Here is a 20,838-nt window from a genome sequence, read left to right on the forward strand (position 1 = left end):
GAGTTACGAATATACTGTGATTTGACAAGCGGGGCCAAATCGGTTACAATACCCTTTGCAAGCAAGCTGGACAGCCGCGCGGCGGGGGCGAAAGGCCCCGCTGTGAGGAAAGTCCGGGCTCCACAGGGCAAGGATAACGGGTAACACCCGCCGGGGGCGACCCTAGGAAAAGTGCAACAGAGATATACCGCCTCACATCTGTGGGGTAAGGGTGGAAAGGCGAGGTAAGAGCTCACCCGACGGCGTGGAAGCGTCCGTCGCTGTAAACTCTATCCGGAGCAACGCCGTGGAGGGACATGTGGTCGGCCCGACCGTCCCGCGGAGGCGGCTGGAGCGTGCCGGCAACGGTACGTCGAGATAGATGGCTGTCTTAAAGGACAGAACCCGGCTTACAGGCTTACTTGCACCAGACGGCCCCTCGGGGCCAGCACGAACCAGAACCGGCAGGAGAAATGTCCTGCCGGTTCCGGTTTTTTTGCGCCCGGCGCGGGTCCTTGCAAATCCACCCGGGTCTGGTATAATAGTCTTATAAGGTTCCCATCCGCCCACAGACGCGTCAGGAGGCGATGTTATGGAATATGAGGGTCAGATCTGCCGCGGCCCCATGGAGCGGGCTTCCTTCATGCTCCCCATCTCGGTGGGATGTTCCTACAACCAGTGCCGGTTCTGCATGCTCTTCAAACACCTGACCTACCGGGAGCTCCCGATGGAACAGATCGAGGCGGAGCTCCAGCGGGTCCGCTCGGTGGGCGGCAACCCCAAGCAGGTGTTTTTAGGGGACGGAAACGCCTTCTCCGCCCGGACGGACCGGCTGCTGGCCATCCTGGACCGGGTCCACCAGGCCTTCCCCGCCTGTGAGAGCGTCCATATGGACGCCACCATCCACGACATTCTCCGCAAACCGGCCCAGGAGCTGGAGGCCCTGTCCGCCGCCGGCGTGCGGACGTTGTATCTGGGCATCGAGTGCGCCCTGGACGACGTGCTGGCGCAGATGAACAAGGGCCAGACCGTGGCCCAGGCCGAGGAGGCCATTGAAAAGCTCCATCAGGCGGGCATGCGCTACGGCGCCCACATGATGACCGGCATCTGCGGCAAGGGCCGGGGGCTGGAAAACGCCCAGGCGTTGGCGGAATTCTACAACCGCACGCGGCCGGACCGCATCGTCAACTTCTCCCTCTTCCTCCACCGCCGGGCCCCGCTGTACCAGGACATCCTCGCCGGGCGGTTCGTCCCCGCCGACGAGCTGGAAAACCTGCGGGAGGAGCGGCGGCTCCTGGAGCTGCTGGAGACCGACGGGCTCTCCTACGACGGTTTTCACGACTTCCTCCCCTTCCGGGTCCGGGGCCTCCTCCCCCGCGACAAAGAGAAAATGCTCCAAAAGCTGGACGAGGCCATCGAGACCTATGCGGAACAGGAGCCCGCGGTGGCCTTTGTGGAATAGCGCGGCGACCAACCCGCGGCACAGCAGAACCTTCTGCCGTGCCGCGGATTTTTTCTCCCTTGACATGTGAGGGCCATCATGCTATCCTAGCCTTGTCAGGTTGGCCCTCACATGTGACAGGAGGAATCTACTATGCCTATCGTGAAAATCTCCCTCAATGACACCTACTATCAGAAGCTGGAACACATGGCTGCGGAGGCGGGCATCAGCATCCAGGACGTCATCCGAAATAAGGTCTTTGACGAGGAGCCCCCCCAGTTCACCCCCAGGGACGCGGTGGCGCGCATTTTTGAGCAGTATGCGCCAGGCGACCGCTTCACCCTGCCGGAGGTCTACGGCGACGACTGGGTCGGCATGAAGCGGGGGGTATCCGGCGTGTTCGGCCGGCAGTTCTTCCGCTATGTGGAGCAGGAGCACCCCGCCCACATTCGCTTTGTGGGCATGACCGACCGCAACCGCCACGCCCAGTACGAGCTCATCGCCAAGCCGTGAGCGCAAAAAAGCGCCCACCCCGAAACGGGGTGGGCGCTTTTGGTTTTCCTGTTAGTCCTGCTCCCAGTTGTGGTAGACGTTCTGCACGTCGTCGTTGTCCTCCAGCAGGTCGATGAGCTTCTCCATGTTCTTGATGTCGGCCTCATCGGTCAGGGTGACATAGTTCTGGGGCACCATCTGCACACCGGCCTCCAGGAAGGTGTAGCCCTTCTCCTCCAGCTTGGGCAGCACGTCGCCGAAGGCGTCGGGATCGGTGTAGATCTCAAAGACCTCGTCGCTGGCCTGCATGTCGTCGGCGCCGGCGTCCAGAGCGTCCATCATCACGGTGTCCTCGTCCAGGTCCTCCCGCTCGATGACGATGACGCCCTTGCGGTCGAAGGACCAGGACACGCAGCCGGTGGCGCCCAGGCCCTTGCCGTACTTGTCCAGCAGGTGGCGGACCTCAGGAGCGGTGCGCTGACGGTTGTCGGTCAGGGCCTCCACGATGACGGCCACGCCGTTGGGACCGTAGCCCTCGTACACCACGCTCTCGAAGTTGTCGGTGTTTCCGGCGCCCAGAGCCTTGTCGATGGTGCGCTTGATGTTGTCGTTGGGCATGTTGGCCGCCTTCGCCTTGGCGATGACGGTGGCCAGGCGGGAGTTGTTGGCGGGGTCGCCGCTGCCGCCGGTCTTGACCGCCACGATCATCTCACGGGCGATCTTGGTAAACATCTGAGAGCGCTTGGCGTCGGCCGCGCCCTTGGTCTTTTGGATATTGTGCCACTTGGAATGTCCAGACATACAATCGTTCCCTTCTTAAATCCTACGGCCCCACCGCGTGGCGGTAAGCGCCGAAAATCATCGCAACTAGTCTATCACAGCCCGCCGCACTTTGCAACCCCTGCCCTTACAGGCAGGCGTACACCTCTTTATGGACGGCGCTGCGCACGATCTCCAGGCCGGGGAAGCCGCTCTTCAGCCACTTCTCCAGCACCGGGCAGATCACCTGCTCGGTGGGGAAATGGCCCGCATCGATGAGGTTGATGCCCAGGGCCTTGGCGTCCAGGAAGCCGTTGTACTTCACGTCGGCGGTGACGAAGGTGTCGCAGCCCAGCTTCACCGCGTCCAGAAGCATGTCGCCGCAGGCGCCGCCCCCCACCGCCACCCGGCGCACCGGACGGCGGGCGTCCACGTACCGCACAGCGGCGGCGTTCAGGGCCTCCTTCACCTCCTTGGCGAAGGCGGGCAGGTACACGGGCACGCCCTCCCGCACGCCCACGCGGCCGATGCCGTAGGGCCGGGCCAGGGCGTCCACGCCGTCGGGGTGGAGCTGCTCCAGGCGGGTGAGGCCCAGCGCGGCGGCCAGGGCGTCATTGACGCCGCCCTGCACCGCGTCCAGGTTGGTGTGGGCGCAGATGGCGGACAGGCCGCCCTCCACCAGGGCCAGCAGCACCCGGCCGGTGGGGTCGCCGTCGGTGATGGACCTGGCCGGGTGGAAGATCACCGGATGGTGGGAGACGATGAGCTGAGCGCCCAGCTCCACGGCCTCCGCCACCACCTCCTCGGTGATGTCCAGGGCGACCAGCACCTTCTTCACGTCCCGCTCGCCGCGGCCCACCAGGAAGCCGGCGTTATCAAAGTCCATCTGGAGGGAGAAGGGGGCCAGTCCGTCCAGATAGCGGTAGATCTCCATTACATTTGGCATACTTCCAACTCCTTTTGCATGGTGATGAGGCCCTCCCGCACGGCGGAGAGCTCCTCCCGCCAGGGCACGTCCTCGGGGCGGCTGGAGTGGGAGATGCCCTCCAGGGCGCGCTCCACCCGGCGTCTTAACCCCTCCAGCAGAGCGGGGCGCAGCGGGTCGTCCCGGCCGTGTTCCTGCCGGCCCGCCCAGCACTCGGCGGGGGTGAGGGGTGCCTCCTCCCCCGGCACCACGTCCAGGACGGTGTAGATGGTCCGCCCCTCCTGCCGCAGCAGTTCCCGCTCCACCTTGTAGCCGTGCTTCTGGAGCCAGGCGCGCAGCTCAGGCAGGGCGCTCATGGGCTGCAGCAGCAGCCGGTAGTCCCCCAGGCGGGTCCAGGGGGCGGCGGCCAGGATGGCGGTGATGGTCTCCCCGCCCATCCCGGCGATGGCGATGACCTCCACCTCCTCCGGCGAGATGCCGTCCAGCCCGCTGCACAAGCGGAAGGAGATGCGCTCGGTGAGGCCGCAGCGGTCCGCGGTCTGGCGGGCCCGGTCCAGGGGCCCCCGGCGCAGGTCGGAGGCGATGGCGCGGTCGATCACGCCCCGCTGCAGCAGGTACGCGGGGAGATAGGCGTGGTCCGTGCCCACATCCGCAAAGCGGACGCCGGGCGGGACGCAGCCGGCCACCGCCAGCAGGCGGGGCGAGAGCTCAATGGTATGCAAGGGCGGTTCACCTCGTTTCCGGGAGATCCACAACCCAAAAAAGAGCGGCACGAGGCCGCTCTTTCCGGGTCGCGGTTGTTTACTTCTGGTTGGCGGCGATGGTGTTGTTCAGCTCGGTGAGCAGAGCGCCCACGTCCACGCCGTGGACGATGCAGGCCTCTTCCACGGTCTCGCCGCGGGAGGCGGGGCAGCCCAGGCAGTGCATGCCGATGGACATAAAGACAGGCGCGGTCTCGGGCGCGATGTCCAGGATATCGCCGATGATAGTATCCTTCGTGATCTGAACCATGATGGTCGACCTCCATTACAAAAGTGAATTACAGGAGTAGTATATCCTATCCGCCGCCGTTTTTCAACTGCAAATCGCGCAGGGGCCGCAATTTCCCGAAACGGCGCGAAAAAAGGGACGCCCCCCAAAAGGGGGCGTCCCAGTTCAGGCTGCTGTTCGCTTAGCGCTGCTCGCCGCGCATGCGGGCGAAGCAATCGCTGCAGTACACGGGGCGATCGGACTTGGGCTCGAAGGGCACCCGAGCCTCGCCGCCGCAGGCGGCGCAGGTGGCGGTGAAGTACTCGCGGGGGCCGCGGGCGGCGTTCTTGCGAGCGTCACGGCAGGCCTTGCAGCGCTGGGGCTCGTTCTGGAAGCCGCGCTCAGCGTAGAACTCCTGCTCACCAGCGGTGAACACGAACTCCTGGCCACACTCTTTGCATACCAAAGTCTTGTCTTCGTACATGATGATACCCTCTCTTTGACTCATTTGCCCAGGTCCGGAAGATCCGAGATGTGCTGGGACGGTTGATATATTGCGCTCAGCTCTCGCTGACATCGCCGGTTGAAAAGTGCCGCGCCAGCTTGCGTCGGATGCGCTGGACGGCGTTGTCCACCGATTTGGGGGACCGTTTTACCTCAGCTGCGATCTCGGAATAGGACAACCCGCTCAAATAAAGTCTTAACACACGCGCTTCCAATCCGGATAACCCGTCCTGGAGGACGTTCATCCGCTCCTGGACCTCCTCCCGGCCGATCAGCGTATCCTCCGGGTTCTCCAGGCGCCGGTGGTCGGTCCCACAGGTGTCATGGATGGTGAAGCCGTCAAAAAGGGGTGTTTCAATGGAGACGTAGTTATTCAATGGGGTGTGTTTATCTCTTGCCGCTGCTTTGATCGCGGAGATCAGTCGGTTCTGGATGCAGACCTGGGCATAATGCCGGAAGGACGCCTCCCGCCCGGGATCATACTCCCGGATGGCGTGGAGCAATCCCACCATCCCCTCCTGGATCAGGTCCTCGCTGTCGCCGCCGGCCAGGAAATAGGGCCGGGCGCACATGCGCACCATGCGGGTATACCGCCGCACCAGGGCCTCCTCCGCGTCCCGGTCGCCCTGGGCCACGCGGTTACACAGGTCCTCGTCGGAGTGCCGATCCCATTGGGGCTGGAATTCTTCCATTCCGAATCTCCTTATGCCATATTATACGCAAGTGTTCCTGCTTTTGTCAAGTAATTATGCAAATTATTTTAGAGCATGTCTTATACTCACAGGTTTTTTATGACATTTGCCAGTTCCTCGGCGCAGGCGGAGGCCTCTTCCGTTGTTGCGGCCTCCACCATCACCCGCAGGAGAGCTTCTGTCCCCGAGGGGCGGACCAGCACCCGGCCGCACCCGGCCAGGGCGGCCTCCTTGGCGGCCACGGCGTCCTTCAGAGCCTGGGAGGCCATGATGGACTCCTTCTTCTCCTTGCTCTCCACCGGCAGATTCACCAGCACCTGGGGGTAGCGCTTGCAGTCCGCCACTAGCTCCGAGGCCTTGCACCCGGCGCGGTGGAGCACCTGGAGGAACTGCAGGGAGGTCAGCTCGCCGTCGCCGGTGGTGGCGTAGGCGCGGAAGATGGTGTGGCCCGACTGCTCGCCGCCGATGACGAAATCGCCCTCCAGCATCTTCTCCAGCACGTTCCGGTCGCCCACGGGGGTGCAGAGGAGCTGCATGCCGTTGTCCGCGGCGAAGCGGTGGAGGCCCAGATTGCTCATGACGGTGCCCACCATGGTGTTGCCGTTGAGCTTGCCCTCCTGCTGGAGGACCCGGGCGCAGGCGGCCATGATCTGGTCGCCGTCGATGTCCTGGCCCTTCTCGTCCACCGCCAGGAAGCGGTCGGCGTCGCCGTCATAGGCCAGACCCAGCTGGTACTCCCCTTCCACCACCCGGGCCTTCAGGTCGTCCAGGTGGGTGGAGCCGCAGCCGTTGTTGATGTTGACGCCGTTGGGCTGGGCGTGGATGATGTCGGCGTGGAGCTTGGGGAAGCGGCGGAACAGCCCCGGCGCGGTGGCGGAGGCGGCGCCGTTGGCGCAGTCCACCAGCACCCGCATCCCGGCCAGGTCGTCCTGGATGGTGGAGGCCAGGTGGTCCAGGTACTTCTCGCTTAAATCCTCGCCGGGGATCACCCGGCCCAGGTCGCCGCCGGTCTGGAGGGTGGGGAAATTGCCGGAGAGGACGATCTCCTCAATGGCGTTCTCCAGCTCGTCCCGGAGCTTGTAGCCCTGGCTGTTAAAGACCTTGATGCCGTTATGCTCAAAGGGGTTGTGGGAGGCGGAGATGACGATGCCCGCGTCGGCGCCGCTGTCCACGGTGAGCCAGGCCACCGCCGGAGTGGGCACCACGCCCAGGCGCAGCACGTCGGCGCCCGCCGAGCACAGGCCCGCGATCAGCGCGCACTCCAGCAGGTCGGAAGACACCCGGGTGTCCTTGCCGATGGCCACCAGGGGGCGGCTCTTCTCCTTCTCCCGGGCCATGACCACCGCGGCGGCCAGGCCCACCTGGTAGGCCAGGGTGGCGTCCAGACCGGCGTTGACCACGCCGCGGATGCCGTCGGTTCCAAACAGTTTACCCATAATATTCTTACCTCTTTCTGCCGAAATCATCAAAGGTTCGTTCAGGCTAAAAGCTCAGCTGGTCCAGGCCCGCCGCGCTCCGGGGCACCGGGAGGCCCAGGTGCTCGTAGGCCCGGGGGGTGACGCACCGGCCCCGGGGGGTGCGGGTGAGGAAGCCCATCTGCATCAGGTAGGGCTCGTACACGTCCTCCAGGGTGATGGCCTCCTCGTTGATGGTGGCGGCCAGGGTCTCCAGGCCCACCGGGCCGCCGCCGTAGTGCTCGATGATGGAGTGGAGCATCCGCCGGTCGATGGCGTCCAGCCCCAGGTGGTCCACCTCCAGGGCGGTGAGGGCGGCGTCGGCCACCTTCCGGGTGATGACGCCCCCCGCCTTCACCTGGGCGAAGTCCCGCACCCGCCGGAGCATCCGGTTGGCGATGCGGGGGGTGCCCCGGCTGCGGCGGGCGATCTCCATGGCGCCGTCGTCCTCGATGGGCACATCCAGGATGCCCGCCGAGCGCTTCACAATCAAAGCCAGCTCCTCCGGGGTGTAGAGCTCCAGGCGCAGGGTGACGCCGAAGCGGTCCCGCAGAGGCGCCGAGAGCTGGCCCGCCCGGGTGGTGGCCCCGATGAGGGTGAATTTCGGCAGGTCCAGCCGGATGGAGTTGGCCGCGGGGCCCTTGCCGATGATGATGTCGATGGCGAAATCCTCCATGGCGGGATATAAAATCTCCTCCACCGAGCGGTTGAGCCGGTGGATCTCATCCACGAAGAGGATGTCGTTCTCCGCCAGGTTGGTGAGCAGGGCCGCCAGGTCCCCCGGCTTCTCGATGGCCGGGCCGGAGGTGATGCGGATGTTGACCCCCATCTCGTTGGCGATGATGTTGCTGAGGGTGGTCTTGCCCAGGCCCGGAGGGCCGTGGAGCAGGACGTGGTCCAGGGGCTCGTTGCGCATCTTGGCCGCCTGGATGAATACCTCCAGGTTCTCCTTGGCCTTCTTCTGTCCGATGTACTCCTGTAACGTCTTGGGGCGCAGGGAGCCCTCGCTCTCGTCCTCCCGGGTGAAGGAGGTGGTCACCAGGGGCTCCTGGGTCTCAAAGCCGTCCTCGGAAAATGATATGCTCAAGGTCTCACTTCCTTTAACATCTTAGCCCTTCACCATCTTCTTGAGGGCCTGCCGGATGATCTCCTCCAGGGCCAGGGACTCCAGGTCGATCCCCTTCAGGGCCACCCCGATCTCCGCCGTGGAGTAGCCCAGCACCGCCAGGGCGGCGGCGGCCTCGCTGGCCTTGTCCTCCGGGATGACGGTGACCCCGGTGCCGCCGTAGCTCTCCCCGCCCGGGCTGATCTGGCCCTTGGCCAGTTTGTCCTTCAGCTCCAGGATGATGCGCTGGGCGATCTTCTTGCCGATGCCCGGGGCCACGGTGAGGGCCTTCTCATCGCCGGTGATGATGCTCATGGCCAGGGACTCCGGCGTGGCGGCGGACAGGATGGACAGCGCCGCCTTGGGCCCCACCCCCGACACCCCGATGAGGAGCCGGAAGCAGTTGAGCTCGTTCTCGGTGGCAAAGCCGTAGAGCTCGAAGAGCTCCTCCCGCACATAGAGGTGGGTATAGAGCTTCCCCTTCTCCCCCGTTTTCAGCTGGGAGAGGGTCTGATTGGTGGTGCGGCAGGCGTAGCCCACGCCCCCGCAGTCGATGACCGCCAGGTTGGGCTCCATATGGGCCACGGTGCCGCTGACATAGTAAAACATAGCTTGACTCCTTCTTTACCGCTCCCGGCGCACGGCGTACCGTCCGCTGCCCGGCCGGGCCGAGTCCAGGATGCTCAGCCGCGAGGTGGACGAGCGGGCGTGGCACAGGGCGATGGCCACCGCGTCGGCGGCGTCGTCTGGCTTGGGGACGGCCTTCAGGTTCAGAAGCCGCCGGGTCATCTCCATGACCTGCCGCTTCTCCGCCTTGCCGTAGCCCGCCACCGCCTGCTTGACCTGGCTGGGCGAGTACTCAAAAATCGGAACCCCCGCCCGCTCGGCGCACAGGAGGATCACCCCCCGGGCCTGGGCCACGCCGATGCCGGTGGTGACGTTGTTGTTGAAAAAGAGCTCCTCCACCGCCATGGCGTCGGGGCGAAACTGCTCCAGAAGGGAGTCCAGATCGTCGGCGATCTGCCGCAGGCGGGCGGGCAGCGGCTCCCCCGCGGGGGTGGTCACCGCGCCGCAGGCCAGCAGCCGCGCCCGGGGCCCCTGGGCCTCCAGCACGCCGAAGCCCACGATGGCAAAGCCCGGATCGATGCCCAGAATGGTCACGGACGCTCCTCCTTCGGTGCGCATGAATTGCGAAATGGGTATACTCCGATTTATTTTAGCACACCATGCAAAAAATGAAAAGGGCTTTTTGGCCCCGGCAAAACGAACGGGCCCGGAGGCAAATGTCTCCGGGCCCGGGTGCGGATGTGCAATTATCGCTTCCCAAAGAGCTTCCCCCGCAGGGTGTGCAGCAGCCCCTTGGGCTGATGTTCCTCCGCCGGAGCGGCCGCCTCGGCCTGCTGGGCGGCATCCATGAGGGCCTGCTGGCTGTCCACCGGGGTCTCCCCCTGGGGGCAGTGGCGATAAGTGCCGTCGCTCTGGAGGATGCGCGCCTTGGTGTTGTCGGCCAGGCAGAAGTCCAGGATCTGATGGAGCTTCTCCCGGGCGGCCCGGTCGTGGATGGGACAGGCCACCTCCACCCGGCGCTGGGTGTTGCGGGTCATGAAGTCCGCCGAGGAGATGTACATCTTCTCCTCGCTGCCGGTGCCGAAGCAGTAGATGCGGGAGTGCTCCAGATACCGGCCCACGATGCTGCGGATGCGGACGTTCTCGGTCTTGCCGGGGACGCCGGGCAGGATGCAGCAGATGCCCCGGACGATCATGTCGATCTTCACTCCGGCGCAGGAGGCCTGCTTCAGCTTCTCGATGATGTCCACGTCGGTGATGGAGTTGATCTTGATGAGGATGCGGCCTTTGTCCCGCTTGGCGATCTCCTCGTCCATGCGCTGGATGATGGTACGCTTGAGGGAGTTGGGGGCCACCAGCAGCTCCCGGTACGCCCCGTCCAGGTTGCCGATGGACATGTTCTTGAAGAACTCCACCGCGTCCTGGCCGATGCGCTGATCCGCCGTGAGAAGGGACACGTCGGTGTACTGCTCGGCGGTCTTTTCGTTGTAGTTGCCGGTGCCCACCTGAGTGATATAGCGGATCTCGCCGTGCTCCTGGCGGGTGATGAGGCAGATCTTGGAGTGGACTTTATAGTCCTCAAAGCCGTAAATGACGGTGCAGCCCGCCTCCTCCAGCCGCTCGGACCAGTCGATGTTGTTCTGTTCGTCGAAGCGGGCCCGCAGCTCGATGAGGACGGTGACGTCCTTGCCGTGCTCGGCGGCGGCGCAGAGGTAGTCCACCAGCTTGGCCTTCCGGGCCAGGCGGTAAATGGTGATTTTAATGGAGATGACCGCCGGGTCGTTGGCCGCCTCCTTGATGAGGCGGAGGAAGGGCTCCATCTTCTCAAAGGGATAGGACAGCATCCGGTCCTTGCGCATGACCTGGCGGATCATGCTCTCCTGGGGGTGGATGCCGGCGGTGAGGCAGGGGGTGAAGGGCGGATAGGTCAGCGCCCGGCGCTTGATCTCCGGCAGGCGGCTGGCCAGGGAGAAGGCGTACTCCAGCTTCAGCGGGGCGGCGGTGACGTACATCTGTTCCTCGCTGATGGGCAGACGCTGCTGGAGGTAGGCCGAGAAGGCCGGGCTGATGGGCCGGGACAGCTCCAGGCGCACCGGGGCCAGGCGCATGCGCTGCTTGAGGACCTTCTTCATCTTCTTGCGGAAGTCGTCGTTGTCGAAATCGAAGGCCTCGTCCTCCGGGTTGATGTCGGCGTTGCGGGTGACGCAGAACACCACCTTCTCCAGCACCGTGTAGCCGGGGAACACCTGCTCCAGGAAGGCAAAAATGAGCTCCTCAGTGTGGATGTAGCGCAGCTCGCTCCCCGGCAGGAACAGCACCGGCGGCAGCGCGTCGGGCAGGGGCACCACCGCGAACACTTCGCGGCTCTTGAACTTCACCCAGGCGCCCACGTGGATGGTCTTATTTTTCAGATGGGGGAAGGGGTGGTGGGTGTCCACGATCTGGGGGGACAGGATGGGCGCGATGGAAGAGCGGAAGTACTGCGCGGCGTACTTCTGCTCGGTGGGGGCCAGCTCCGGATAGGTCAGGCGGCAGATGCCGTGCAGGCGCAGCTGCTGCTCCAGCTCCAGACAGATCTCCTCCCGCTTGTGGTAGAGGGGCCGCACGGCGGCGTAGATGGCCTGGAGCTGCTCGGCGGGGGTCCAGCCGGAGCGGCTGTCCCGGGACTGGTCCTTCAGCTCCATCAGGTCAAAGAGACTTCCCACCCGGATCATGAAGAATTCATCCAGGTTGCTGGTGAAAATGGACACGAATTTCAGGCGCTCCAGCAGGGGCACCGTCTCGTCGGTGGCCTCGCTGAGCACCCGGTCATTGAAGCTCAGCCAGGACAATTCCCGGTTCTGAGTAAAGGTATCAGGCATAATGTTCCTCCTCTCGCTCCAGCATCTGGGACAAATAGCCCTCCCGGACGCCGTAGGGACTGGTCAGGATGGTGTGGCCTCCGTACACCTGGGCCACGGTGTGCAGGATCAGCACGCCGGGCACCAGGGTGTGGACCCGGTCCGGGGCGATCTTCAGGACCCGGCGCAGCAGCTTGCGGGGGTTCTCCTCCGCCTGGTGCAGCACCTTTTTCAAAAAGGCCCGCTCGTACTCCCGGGCGGCCTCTCCGCCGCCCTCCGCGTTCCGGTAGAGCGCCAGGGCGGCCCGGGCGGTGCCGCCCACGCCCACCATGGGCTGGCCGGTGTACTCCTCCGCCGGGGGCAGGGCCTCCAGCAGCGTCCGGCGCACCTCCTCCTCCATGGCCCGCAGCTCCTTCTTAGTGGGGAAGAGGTCGGAGACGAAGCGGCTGTACAGGTTCAGCGACCCCAGGGGCACCGACTTGGCCGCCAGGATGCGCTCCTCCTTAAAAAAGACCAGCTCGGTGCTGCCGCCGCCGATGTCCACCATCAGGCCGCTGCCGCCCTTCATGCTGCGTACCGCGCCCCGATAGTCCAGGGTGGCCTCCTCATAGCCGGAGAGCACCCGGATGCGCAGGCCGGTCTCCTCCTTCACCTGCTGGAGGACCTGCTCGGTGTTGACGATGTTGCGCAGGGACGCCGTGGCGAAGGGGTACACCGGGCAGTCTGGGAGCATCACCAGGATGCTCTGGAACTCCCGCAGCACCGCGATGAGCTTCTCCACGCCCTCGGGCGAGAGGCAGTTTTTCTCGTCCACATAGCTGGCCAGGCCCGCCGGGCGCTTGTTGTTCAGAATGGCGCGCAGCTCGCCCCCATCCCGCCGGTACACCGCCAGGCGGATGGTGTTGGAGCCGATGTCGATGACACAGTACAAGACCGTTCCCTCCCAGAATGGCTCTTTCCCGCCCCCTTTCGACGGGAAAGATGCCGCATACGCTTGATGATAGCAAGCCGTTCGTCAAACTACCAGCGCATTTTTGTAAAATCTCCGTAAAACTTAAGGCTTGCAGATGCCGCAGGGCTCATAGCCCGCGTCGATGAGGGACTGCCGGGTGCCGGTGTACTCCTGGCGGTTGGTCTCGCTCATGGAGGACACGCCGGAGCAGTCGGGCAGATGGAACTTCTTGGAGTTGGTGTTGAGGATGTACCGCTCCTCCTGGGTGGAGGACGAGGTGGTCTCCCCGGCGGGGTCGGAGCCGTCCAGGGCGCTCTCGCCGGTGGCGTAGTCGATGGTGACGCCGGGCTGGACGTTGTAGCAGTACACCTCAAAGCACACGCCCTCGCCCTCATCTTCCACGCTCATGGCCTCCATCACCACGCCCCGGGCCACCAGCTCGTCCCCCTCAAAGACCGGGGTCACCCGGTAGAGGACGTGGTTCTCGGTCTCCTTCACGTAGTCGGCCACCAGGTTCTCAAAGGGCAGCATGCCGTCCACGTTCAGGTAGCGGGTGCCGGTGATGAGGTTTTGCTCGTTGGCGTTCTCGCCGGTGAGCTGGAAGCCGATGAGGTGACAGCGGTTATAGAGGTACTTGCCGTCCACGCAGTCGTACTTCGCGGTCTGCCAGCCGGTGGGCTTCACCTGGCTGATGCTCCCCCGGTCCTCGGTGGGCATCAGGTCCACGCCCACGTTGGCGTAGGCGGTGGTGCAGCGCCCCAGGTCGTCCAGCTCGCCATAGGTCTCAAAGGAGTTGGTGGTAAAGTCCTCCTCCGGGAAGTCAGGGGTGTTGTCCCCCAGGACCACATAGGGCTCCCCGGAGTAGTCGGGCACGTCCTCCAGCCCCGTCACCACGGCGGCGGTGGTGGTGCTCCCCGTGTCGCCGGGGAGCTGGGAGGGGATGGACGAGCAGCCGCTCAAAAGCACAGTGCAGGCGGTGAAGAGGGACAGAAGGGTATTGAGCTGATTCATTTCACAAAGACCTCTTTCGTGAGTTTGGGGTGGGAGCGGCCGGGGAATTCCCGCTGCTCCACCAACTTCCAGCCGCATTTGGCCGGGTCAAAGTCCAGGTAGCGGTCGGCGGGATAGGTCCGGTTCCAGCGGTAGACCACCATGGCCTCCACCCGCTCCAGCCAGGGCAGCACCGGCGCCGCGCCCCCGAAGCAGTACTCCCCCGGTCCGGCTTTTTCGGGAAAATCCTCCGCCACGGCCAGGTTGGGGCTCTCCTCGGTGAACTGCCGCCGGGCGGCCGCGTCCATCCACAGGCGCTTCTCCCCCACCGTGTCCAGCAGGTCCGCCCGCAAAGCCGCGTCCCGGCTCTGGGGCCGGTCGTGGAAGGCGGTCCCGTTCCGGTCATCCACACAGACGACCCAAATCATCGGCGCTCCCCCCTTTCATTTGCTACATTATACCATCCGCGCTTCCCGGAAGCAAGCCGCCCCCGGAAGGCGGAAATTTCCCTTGCAATTTGGGGAAAAACGTGCTATAAATACTCTTACATGCAGAGAAGGGGAAAATAGCGGTCCCCGGCCCGTCAGAGAGCGTCCGTCACCGGCTGAGAGCGGATGTGGGCGCCGCGCCGCTTGGTTCGCCCCGGAGCGGCCCTGGAGACAGGGACGGTCTCGCCCGCCGTTATACGGGCAAGAGTGCCCGCGCGGAGCGCGGGAATCCGGGTGGTACCGCGGAAGGTCGGCCTTTCGTCCCAGTTTGTGGGACGGAGGGCCTTTTTTGCTGCCTTCCTCCCCGCACATCATCACATCCGACAAAGGAGTTTTACCATGAAGGAACAACTGGCAAACATCCGCGCCCAGGCCCTGGCGGCCTTTGAAGCGGCCGGGGACAACGCCCAGCTGGACGCCCTGCGGGTCCAGTACCTGGGCAAAAAGGGCGAACTGACCGCCGTTCTCAAGCAGATGGGCAAGCTCTCCGCCGAGGAGCGCCCCGCCATGGGCCAGCTGGCCAACGAGGTCCGCGCCGCCCTGGAGGAGGCCCTGGAGCGCCGGAGCAAGGAGCTGGAGGCCCTGGCCCTGGAGCAGCGCCTGAAGGACGAGGCCGTGGACGTCACCATCCCCGGCAAGGCCGTCAAGGAGGGCCACCGTCACCCCATGTATATCGCCCTGGATGAGATCAAGGAGATCTTCATCGGCATGGGCTTCACCGTGCTGGACGGCCCCGAGGTGGAGCTGGCCAAGTACAACTTCGACCGCCTCAACGCCGAGGAGGGCCACCCCTCCCGCGACTGGTCCGACACCTTCTACTTTGACGAGGACTCCCGGGTGATGCTCCGCAGCCAGACCTCCCCCATGCAGGTGCGGGCCATGGACACCATGGAGCTCCCCATCCGCATCATCGCCCCCGGCCGGGTCTACCGCAAGGACGAGGTGGACGCCACCCACTCCCCCATGTTCCACCAGGTGGAGGGCATGGTCATCGACAAGGGCGTCACCATGGCCGACCTGAAGGGCACTCTCAACACCGTGGTGGAGAAGCTCTACGGCAAGGGCACCAAGACCCGCTTCCGTCCCCACCACTTCCCCTTCACCGAGCCCTCCTGCGAGATGGACGTGCAGTGCCACAAGTGCGGCGGCGTGGGCTGCCCCACCTGTAAGGGCGAGGGCTGGATCGAGCTGCTGGGCGCGGGCATGATCCACCCCCGGGTGCTGGAGATGGCCGGCATCGACACCAATGTCTACTCCGGCTGGGCCTTCGGCATCGGCCTGGAGCGCACCGCCATGCGCCGGTTCAAGATCGCCGACCTGCGCCTCATCTTCGAAAACGATGTGCGCTTCCTGGAGCAGTTTTAAGAAAGAGGGATCATCATGAATTTAAGCAGAAAATGGCTGGGTGAGTTCGTCACCGTCGACGCCAATGATAAGGATTTTGCCGAGGCCATGACCCTCTCCGGCTCCAAGGTGGAGATCACCACCGACCTGGGCGCGGAGATCTCCAACGTGGTGGTGGGCCGCGTCCTCGAGCTCAAGCGCCATGAGAACAGCGACCACATGTGGGTCTGCCAGATCGACGTGGGTCAGGCCGAGCCCGTCCAGATCGTCACCGGCGCGTGGAACGTCCACGTGGACGACCTGGTGCCCGTGGCCCTGCACAAGTCCACCCTCCCCGGCGGCGTGAAGATCGAGAAGGGCAAGCTGCGCGGCGTGGTCTCCAACGGCATGCTGTGCGGCCTCAGCGAGCTGGGCCTGGAGGTCCGCGACTTCCCCTACGCCGTCATCGACCCCGCCGCCGTCCTGGGCGACTACAAGCCCCTGGACCCCGAGAAGCCCTCCATCCCCGCCGACATCCAGCCCGGCCACAAGATCTTCGGCAGCGTGGTCTGCGCCAAGGTCACCGCCGTGCGCACCGACGGGTACAGCCGCTACACCGTGGCCTGTGAGGTGGACGCCGGTTCCGTCTCGGTGACCACCACCTGCCCCAACCTCCACGCCGGAGACCTGGTGGCTCTGGACACCAAGAAGGAGCACATCTGCACCCTCACTGACCTGCGGGCCCAGCAGGCCGAGTTCCCCCACTGCATCCCCGACGGCATCTTCATCCTCAACGAGGACTGCAAGCCCGGCGACGACCTGAAGCCGGTCATCGGCCTGGATGACCACGTGGTGGAGTTCGAGATCACCCCCAACCGCCCCGACTGCCTAAGCGTCATCGGTCTGGCCCGGGAAGTGGCCGCCACCTTCGACGCCCCCCTCACCCTCCACACCCCCGAGGTGAAGGCCGAGGGCGAGGGCTCCCTGGTGGAGCTGCTGGACGTGGAGACCCCCGCCAGCGACCTGTGCCCCCGCTACACCGCCCGCATGGTCCGCAACGTGAAGATCGCCCCCTCCCCCAAGTGGATGCGGGAGCGGCTGCGCGCCATGGGCGTGCGCCCCATCAACAACATCGTGGACATCACCAACTACGTCATGCTGGAGTACGGCCAGCCCATGCACGCCTTTGACTACCGCTATGTGAAGGGCGGCAAGATCATCGTCCGCCGGGCCGAGGAGGGCGAGGAGCTGACCACCCTGGACGGCCAGGTGCGCAAGCTCAACGCCAACCACCTGGTCATCGCCGACGAGCACCGCGCCGTGGGCCTGGCCGGCATCATGGGCGGCGAGAACAGCGAGATCGTAGCCGACACCGTGGACGTGGTCTTTGAGTCCGCCTGCTTCGACGGCACCTGCATCCGCAAGGGCGCGCTGGCCCTGGGCATGCGCACCGAGGCCTCCGCCAAGTTCGAGAAGGGCCTGGACCCCCTCAACACCCTCCCCGCCGTGGACCGCGCCTGTGAGCTGGTGGAGCTGCTGGGCGCCGGCGAGGTCCTCCCCGGCACCATCGACATCCTCAACTACGTCCCACAGCCCCGCGTGCTGAAGCTGGAGCCCGCGCGCATCAACGGCCTGCTGGGCACCGACATCGCGGAGAGCGAGATGGTGGCCATCCTCAAGAAGCTGGACTTCCAGGTGGAGGGCGACCAGGTGACCGTCCCCTCCTGGCGCGGCGACGTGATCGGCATGGCGGACCTGGCCGAAGAGGTGGCCCGCTTCCACGGCTACAACAACATCCCCACCACCCTCATGCGGGGCCAGACCACCCTGGGCGGCTTCTCCGAGGAGGAGAAGCTGGAGCGCCGGCTGGGCGGCATGTGCCGCTCCATGGGGTACGATGAGATCATCACCTACTCCTTCATCTCCCCCACCTGCTACGACAAGATCCGCTGGGCTTCCGACGATGCCCGCCGGGAGTCCTTCAAGATCCTCAACCCCCTGGGCGAGGACACCTCCATCATGCGCACCACGGTGCTGCCCTCTATGCTGGAGATTCTCACGCGCAACTACAACTACCGCAACCAGAATGTGAAGCTCTACGAGGTGGGCCGCATCTACCTGCCCGGCGGCGACGACGGTCTGGCCATCGAGAACAAGGTGCTCTCCATGGGCGCCTACGGCGACGACATGGACTTCTTCGCCCTCAAGGGCGCCGTGGAGGTCATCCTGAAGGACCTGCGGGCCCTGAATGTCCGCTTTGAGGTGCCCTGCGTGCCCAATCCCTCCTACCACCCTGGCCGTGTGGCCGACGTGTATGTGGGCGAGCGCCGCATCGGCGTGCTGGGCCAGGTCCACCCCCTGGTGGCCCGCAACTACGGCGTGGACGCCGAGTTCTACTGCGCCGAGCTGGACTTCGGCCAGCTGCTGAACATGGACTGCTCCGTGCCCGAGTACGTCCCCCTGCCCAAGTTCCCCGCCGTCACCCGCGACATCGCCGTGGTGTGTGACGAGACCGTCACCGTGGGCGCGCTGGAGGACTGCATCCGCAAGGGCGCCAAGGGCCTGCTGAAGGACTGCAAGCTCTTCGACATCTACCGCGGCAAGGGCATCGCCGAGGGCAAGAAGAGCGTGGCCTTCAACCTGGTGCTCCGCGCCGACGACCGCTCCCTCACCGCCGAGGAGGCCGACGCCGACGTGAAGAGCATCCTGGAGGCCCTCTCCTCCCAGCTGGGCGCCGTCCTGCGCTGAGCGGGAGAGCGTCGATAAGATTGGGTGTCTTTCATCGAAACTTGTGATTGGACACCTCTCTCCCTCCTGCCTATAATAGGTGGTGTGCCGTTCCGCCGCGTTTCGACCCACGGGCCGGGGCGCGGCGGAACTTGTTTTATCCACGGAAAGGATGGAGAGAATTTATGAAACGTACCCTGTCCCTGCTCCTGGCCCTGGCTCTGTGCGCCTCCCTGCTGGGCGGCTGCGGCGGCCAGACCGCCACCGAGAGCACCGCCCCCGACCGGGCCGACGCCGACATCGACTGGCAGTACATGTCCGCCGAGGACACCAAGGCCATGCTGGATAGCGGCGAGCCGGTCCTCATTCTGGACAGCCGCCCCGACGACATGTACAACGCCGGCCACATCCCCGGCGCCTATCACCTGCCCTGCTACCCCGTGGACACCCCCGAGCTGGAGCAGCTGCTGGTGGACGCCGCCGCCGACTTGAAGGCGCTGGACGCCCCCATCGTCATCGTCTGCAAGACCGGCAACAAGGGCGCCAAGCGGGCCATTTCCGTCCTCATCGACCAGGGCGTCCCCGCCGAGCAGCTCTACATTCTGGAAGGCGGCGGCGAGGGCTGGACCTATGAGGACTACCTCACCACCGAGAACGACTCCCCCGCCGAGCCCACCGTGCTGGGCGGCGAGAGCACCGGCGGCGACGCCGCTGTGGAGCCCACCCCCTATGACGGCGACCGCGCCGACGCCGCCATCGAGTGGCAGTACATCACCGCCGAGGACACCAAGGCCAAGCTGGACGCCGGTGAGCCCCTGATCGTGCTGGACACCCGTCAGGACGACATGTACTCCGCCGGCCACATCGAGGGCTGCCTCCACGTCCCCTGCTTCCCGGTGGACACCCTGGAGCTGGAGAACGTGCTGCGGGACGCCGTGCCCACCCTGCAGGAGAGCGATGACCCCATCGCCGTGGTCTGCAAGACCGGCAACAAGGGCGCCAAGCGGGCCATCTCCGTCCTCATCGACGAGGGCGTGTCCGCCGACCGGCTCTTCATCCTGGAGGGCGGCGGCGAGGGCTGGCCCTACGACACCGTCACCGATTGATCTTCGCACTTCCACCAGGCCGCCGCCCCTCGCGGCGGCCTGGTCTGCGTTCCACGAAAGGAGAATGCGCCATGCATCTCATACAGCGGCTCATGCTGCTGGAAAAGCGGCACTACCCCTTCCGGCGCTGGCCCAAGGGCCATTCCGCTGCCCTGCTCTTCCCCGGGTGCAACTTCCCGGGGCAGTACCCCAAAACCATGGCGTATCTGGAGGACCTCTGCCGGGCGCGGGGGGTGGGCGTGGCCTACGACTGCTGCGGTAAGCCCCTGGGCGATGCCAGGGACGAAGCCGGAGCAGCACACTCTCTGGCCGCGCTGGAGAAGCGGCTGAAAGCACTGGGCGTGGAGCGGGTGTACACCCTCTGCCCCAACTGCGCCGCCTATCTCGCCCCCCGGCTGTCTGTGCCGGTGAAAAGCGTCTATGAGCTGCTGAAGGAATGGGGCTGGTCCTCCCACGCCGTGCCCCCGGAGGGGGTAGTCTTTCGCCCCTGTCCCGACCGGAAGGAGGGGACCTGGCTTCGGGAGGCCGGAGCGCTCCTCTCCCTGGACGGCCTGCGGGGCGTGGAGAAGGTCCCCTGCTGCGGCCTGCGCCACGAGATCGCCGCCCACGGCCCGGAGGCGGGCCAAAAACTCTGCGCCCTCGTCAAGGAACAGCAGTCGGAGGATACCCTCTTCACCTACTGCGCCTCCTGCTCCGGACAGTTCGCCCGCCACGGCTGCGCGCCGGTGCGCCACCTCCTGCCCTACCTCCTGGGGGTGGACGAGGCCCCCGACTGCGCCCGCTCCTTCCTCAACCGGATGAAGTCGGGCTGGTTCCCCCGCCGGAAGGGGGAGCGGCCATGATCTCGGTGCTCCTCCCCGTCTACCAGGAGGAAAAGGCCCTCCCCGCCCTGCTGGAACGGCTGAAGGCATTGGAGGGAGATTTTGAGGTGATTTTTGCCGACGGCGGCAGCACCGACGCCACGGTGCCCCTTCTCCGGGAGGCTGGATACCGGGTGGTCACCGGGGCCAAGGGCCGGGGCAATCAGTGCAATCTGGCCGCCGCCCACGCCAAGGGAGACATTCTCTTTTTCCTCCACGCCGACAGCGCCGTGGAGAAGGACGTGCTCTCCCACATCCAGGCCGCCGTGGACAAGGGCGCCCGGTGGGGCTGCCTCACCATCACCTTTGACGACACCCGCTTCCCCTACTGCGGGGGCATCCGCATCTCCAATTTCCGGGCCAAGGTGGGCCACATCGTCTTTGGGGACCAGGGCATGTACTTCACCCGGGCCCTTTTTATGGAGATGGGCGGCTTTCCCGACCTCCCCATCATGGAGGACTACGAGCTCTCCCTCCGCCTGAAACAAAAACGCATCCCGCCGGTGGTGGTGAAGAGCCCCATCGTGGCCTCGGTGCGGCGTTTCGAGGCCGGGGGGCCCTGGCGGGTGGGGTTCCAGATGTACTACCTGCGACACCTCTACCGCAAGGGGGTCTCCCCCCAGCGCTTGCAGGAGCTGTACCGGGACTGCCGGTAAGGAGGTTTT

The 20,838-nt window shown here is 65.3% G+C and carries 21 protein-coding genes and 1 other RNA gene; 8 read left to right on the forward strand and 14 right to left on the reverse strand.

Going from position 1 to position 20,838, the window contains the following annotated elements; genetic code table 11:
- Positions 1 to 58 precede the first annotated feature (58 nt).
- From rnpB to B5G43_RS13115, 3 genes are all read left to right on the forward strand, one after another.
- Positions 59 to 408, forward strand: an RNA gene (gene rnpB, locus B5G43_RS13105) — RNase P RNA component class A.
- Positions 409 to 571: 163 nt separating this feature from the next.
- A complete protein-coding gene (locus B5G43_RS13110; RefSeq protein ID WP_087262112.1) occupies positions 572 to 1,441 on the forward strand; it encodes a radical SAM protein in 870 nt (289 codons plus the stop codon).
- A 132-nt stretch (positions 1,442 to 1,573) separates the two neighbouring features.
- Positions 1,574 to 1,933, forward strand: a complete 360-nt coding sequence (locus B5G43_RS13115) for a DUF1413 domain-containing protein (protein ID WP_087262114.1) — start codon at positions 1,574 to 1,576, stop codon at positions 1,931 to 1,933.
- 51 nt (positions 1,934 to 1,984) lie between these two features.
- Here the strand turns inward: B5G43_RS13115 and B5G43_RS13120 are convergent, their stop codons facing one another.
- The 14 genes from B5G43_RS13120 to B5G43_RS13185 all read right to left on the reverse strand — a co-directional run bounded on the left by B5G43_RS13120 (position 1,985) and on the right by B5G43_RS13185 (position 14,097).
- Complete coding sequence (locus B5G43_RS13120) at positions 1,985 to 2,713, reverse strand: YebC/PmpR family DNA-binding transcriptional regulator (RefSeq protein ID WP_087262116.1); 729 nt, start codon at positions 2,711 to 2,713, stop codon at positions 1,985 to 1,987.
- Positions 2,714 to 2,819: 106 nt separating this feature from the next.
- Complete coding sequence (locus B5G43_RS13125; RefSeq protein WP_087262118.1) at positions 2,820 to 3,617, reverse strand: Nif3-like dinuclear metal center hexameric protein; 798 nt, start codon at positions 3,615 to 3,617, stop codon at positions 2,820 to 2,822.
- Complete coding sequence (locus tag B5G43_RS13130; protein ID WP_087262120.1) at positions 3,605 to 4,318, reverse strand: class I SAM-dependent methyltransferase; 714 nt, start codon at positions 4,316 to 4,318, stop codon at positions 3,605 to 3,607. The genes B5G43_RS13125 and B5G43_RS13130 overlap by 13 nt, the downstream gene beginning before the upstream one ends.
- Positions 4,319 to 4,397: 79 nt before the next feature.
- Positions 4,398 to 4,607: a DUF1858 domain-containing protein gene (locus B5G43_RS13135; protein ID WP_087262122.1), complete on the reverse strand. Its 210-nt coding sequence runs from the start codon at positions 4,605 to 4,607 to the stop codon at positions 4,398 to 4,400.
- Between the two features lie 160 nt (positions 4,608 to 4,767).
- A complete protein-coding gene (locus B5G43_RS13140) occupies positions 4,768 to 5,049 on the reverse strand; it encodes a zinc-ribbon domain containing protein (RefSeq protein ID WP_087262125.1) in 282 nt (93 codons plus the stop codon).
- A gap of 76 nt (positions 5,050 to 5,125) precedes the next feature.
- Positions 5,126 to 5,761 (reverse strand): sigma-70 family RNA polymerase sigma factor, encoded by a 636-nt coding sequence (locus B5G43_RS13145; RefSeq protein ID WP_087262126.1) that lies wholly within the window; start codon positions 5,759 to 5,761, stop codon positions 5,126 to 5,128.
- An 86-nt stretch (positions 5,762 to 5,847) separates the two neighbouring features.
- Positions 5,848 to 7,197: a phosphoglucosamine mutase gene (glmM, locus tag B5G43_RS13150; protein ID WP_087262128.1), complete on the reverse strand. Its 1,350-nt coding sequence runs from the start codon at positions 7,195 to 7,197 to the stop codon at positions 5,848 to 5,850.
- Positions 7,198 to 7,243: 46 nt separating this feature from the next.
- Positions 7,244 to 8,302, reverse strand: coding sequence for a Holliday junction branch migration DNA helicase RuvB (ruvB, locus tag B5G43_RS13155; RefSeq protein WP_087262130.1), 1,059 nt, complete (start codon positions 8,300 to 8,302; stop codon positions 7,244 to 7,246).
- A gap of 21 nt (positions 8,303 to 8,323) precedes the next feature.
- Entirely contained in the window at positions 8,324 to 8,929 is a 606-nt protein-coding gene (gene ruvA, locus B5G43_RS13160) for a Holliday junction branch migration protein RuvA (protein ID WP_087262132.1), read from the reverse strand.
- A gap of 15 nt (positions 8,930 to 8,944) precedes the next feature.
- Entirely contained in the window at positions 8,945 to 9,481 is a 537-nt protein-coding gene (gene ruvC, locus B5G43_RS13165) for a crossover junction endodeoxyribonuclease RuvC (protein WP_087262134.1), read from the reverse strand.
- A 152-nt stretch (positions 9,482 to 9,633) separates the two neighbouring features.
- Positions 9,634 to 11,748, reverse strand: a complete 2,115-nt coding sequence (gene ppk1 / locus B5G43_RS13170; protein ID WP_087262136.1) for a polyphosphate kinase 1 — start codon at positions 11,746 to 11,748, stop codon at positions 9,634 to 9,636.
- A complete protein-coding gene (locus B5G43_RS13175) occupies positions 11,741 to 12,658 on the reverse strand; it encodes a hypothetical protein (protein ID WP_087262138.1) in 918 nt (305 codons plus the stop codon). Before B5G43_RS13175 ends, ppk1 begins: the two co-directional genes overlap by 8 nt.
- A 123-nt stretch (positions 12,659 to 12,781) precedes the next feature.
- Complete coding sequence (locus B5G43_RS13180; protein ID WP_087262140.1) at positions 12,782 to 13,690, reverse strand: DNA/RNA non-specific endonuclease; 909 nt, start codon at positions 13,688 to 13,690, stop codon at positions 12,782 to 12,784.
- On the reverse strand, positions 13,687 to 14,097 hold the full coding sequence (locus B5G43_RS13185) for a hypothetical protein (protein ID WP_087262142.1): 411 nt from the start codon (positions 14,095 to 14,097) through the stop codon (positions 13,687 to 13,689). The genes B5G43_RS13180 and B5G43_RS13185 overlap by 4 nt, the downstream gene beginning before the upstream one ends.
- A 399-nt stretch (positions 14,098 to 14,496) precedes the next feature.
- On the opposite strand from B5G43_RS13185, the gene pheS reads away from it, so the two are divergent.
- The 5 genes from pheS to B5G43_RS13210 all read left to right on the forward strand — a co-directional run bounded on the left by pheS (position 14,497) and on the right by B5G43_RS13210 (position 20,829).
- On the forward strand, positions 14,497 to 15,522 hold the full coding sequence (pheS, locus tag B5G43_RS13190; protein WP_087262144.1) for a phenylalanine--tRNA ligase subunit alpha: 1,026 nt from the start codon (positions 14,497 to 14,499) through the stop codon (positions 15,520 to 15,522).
- A gap of 15 nt (positions 15,523 to 15,537) precedes the next feature.
- Positions 15,538 to 18,228 carry a phenylalanine--tRNA ligase subunit beta gene (pheT, locus tag B5G43_RS13195; protein ID WP_087262146.1) on the forward strand — a complete coding sequence of 897 codons (2,691 nt, stop codon included), beginning with the start codon at positions 15,538 to 15,540 and terminating at the stop codon, positions 18,226 to 18,228.
- Positions 18,229 to 18,392: 164 nt separating this feature from the next.
- Entirely contained in the window at positions 18,393 to 19,313 is a 921-nt protein-coding gene (locus B5G43_RS17860; RefSeq protein ID WP_242960583.1) for a rhodanese-like domain-containing protein, read from the forward strand.
- 71 nt (positions 19,314 to 19,384) lie between these two features.
- Positions 19,385 to 20,155, forward strand: coding sequence for a (Fe-S)-binding protein (locus B5G43_RS13205; protein ID WP_087262148.1), 771 nt, complete (start codon positions 19,385 to 19,387; stop codon positions 20,153 to 20,155).
- A complete protein-coding gene (locus B5G43_RS13210) occupies positions 20,152 to 20,829 on the forward strand; it encodes a TIGR04283 family arsenosugar biosynthesis glycosyltransferase (RefSeq protein WP_087262150.1) in 678 nt (225 codons plus the stop codon). Before B5G43_RS13205 ends, B5G43_RS13210 begins: the two co-directional genes overlap by 4 nt.
- Positions 20,830 to 20,838 lie beyond the last annotated feature (9 nt).

The sequence above is a fragment of the Flavonifractor sp. An92 genome (assembly GCF_002159175.1).
Lineage (GTDB): Bacteria > Bacillota > Clostridia > Oscillospirales > Oscillospiraceae > Pseudoflavonifractor_A.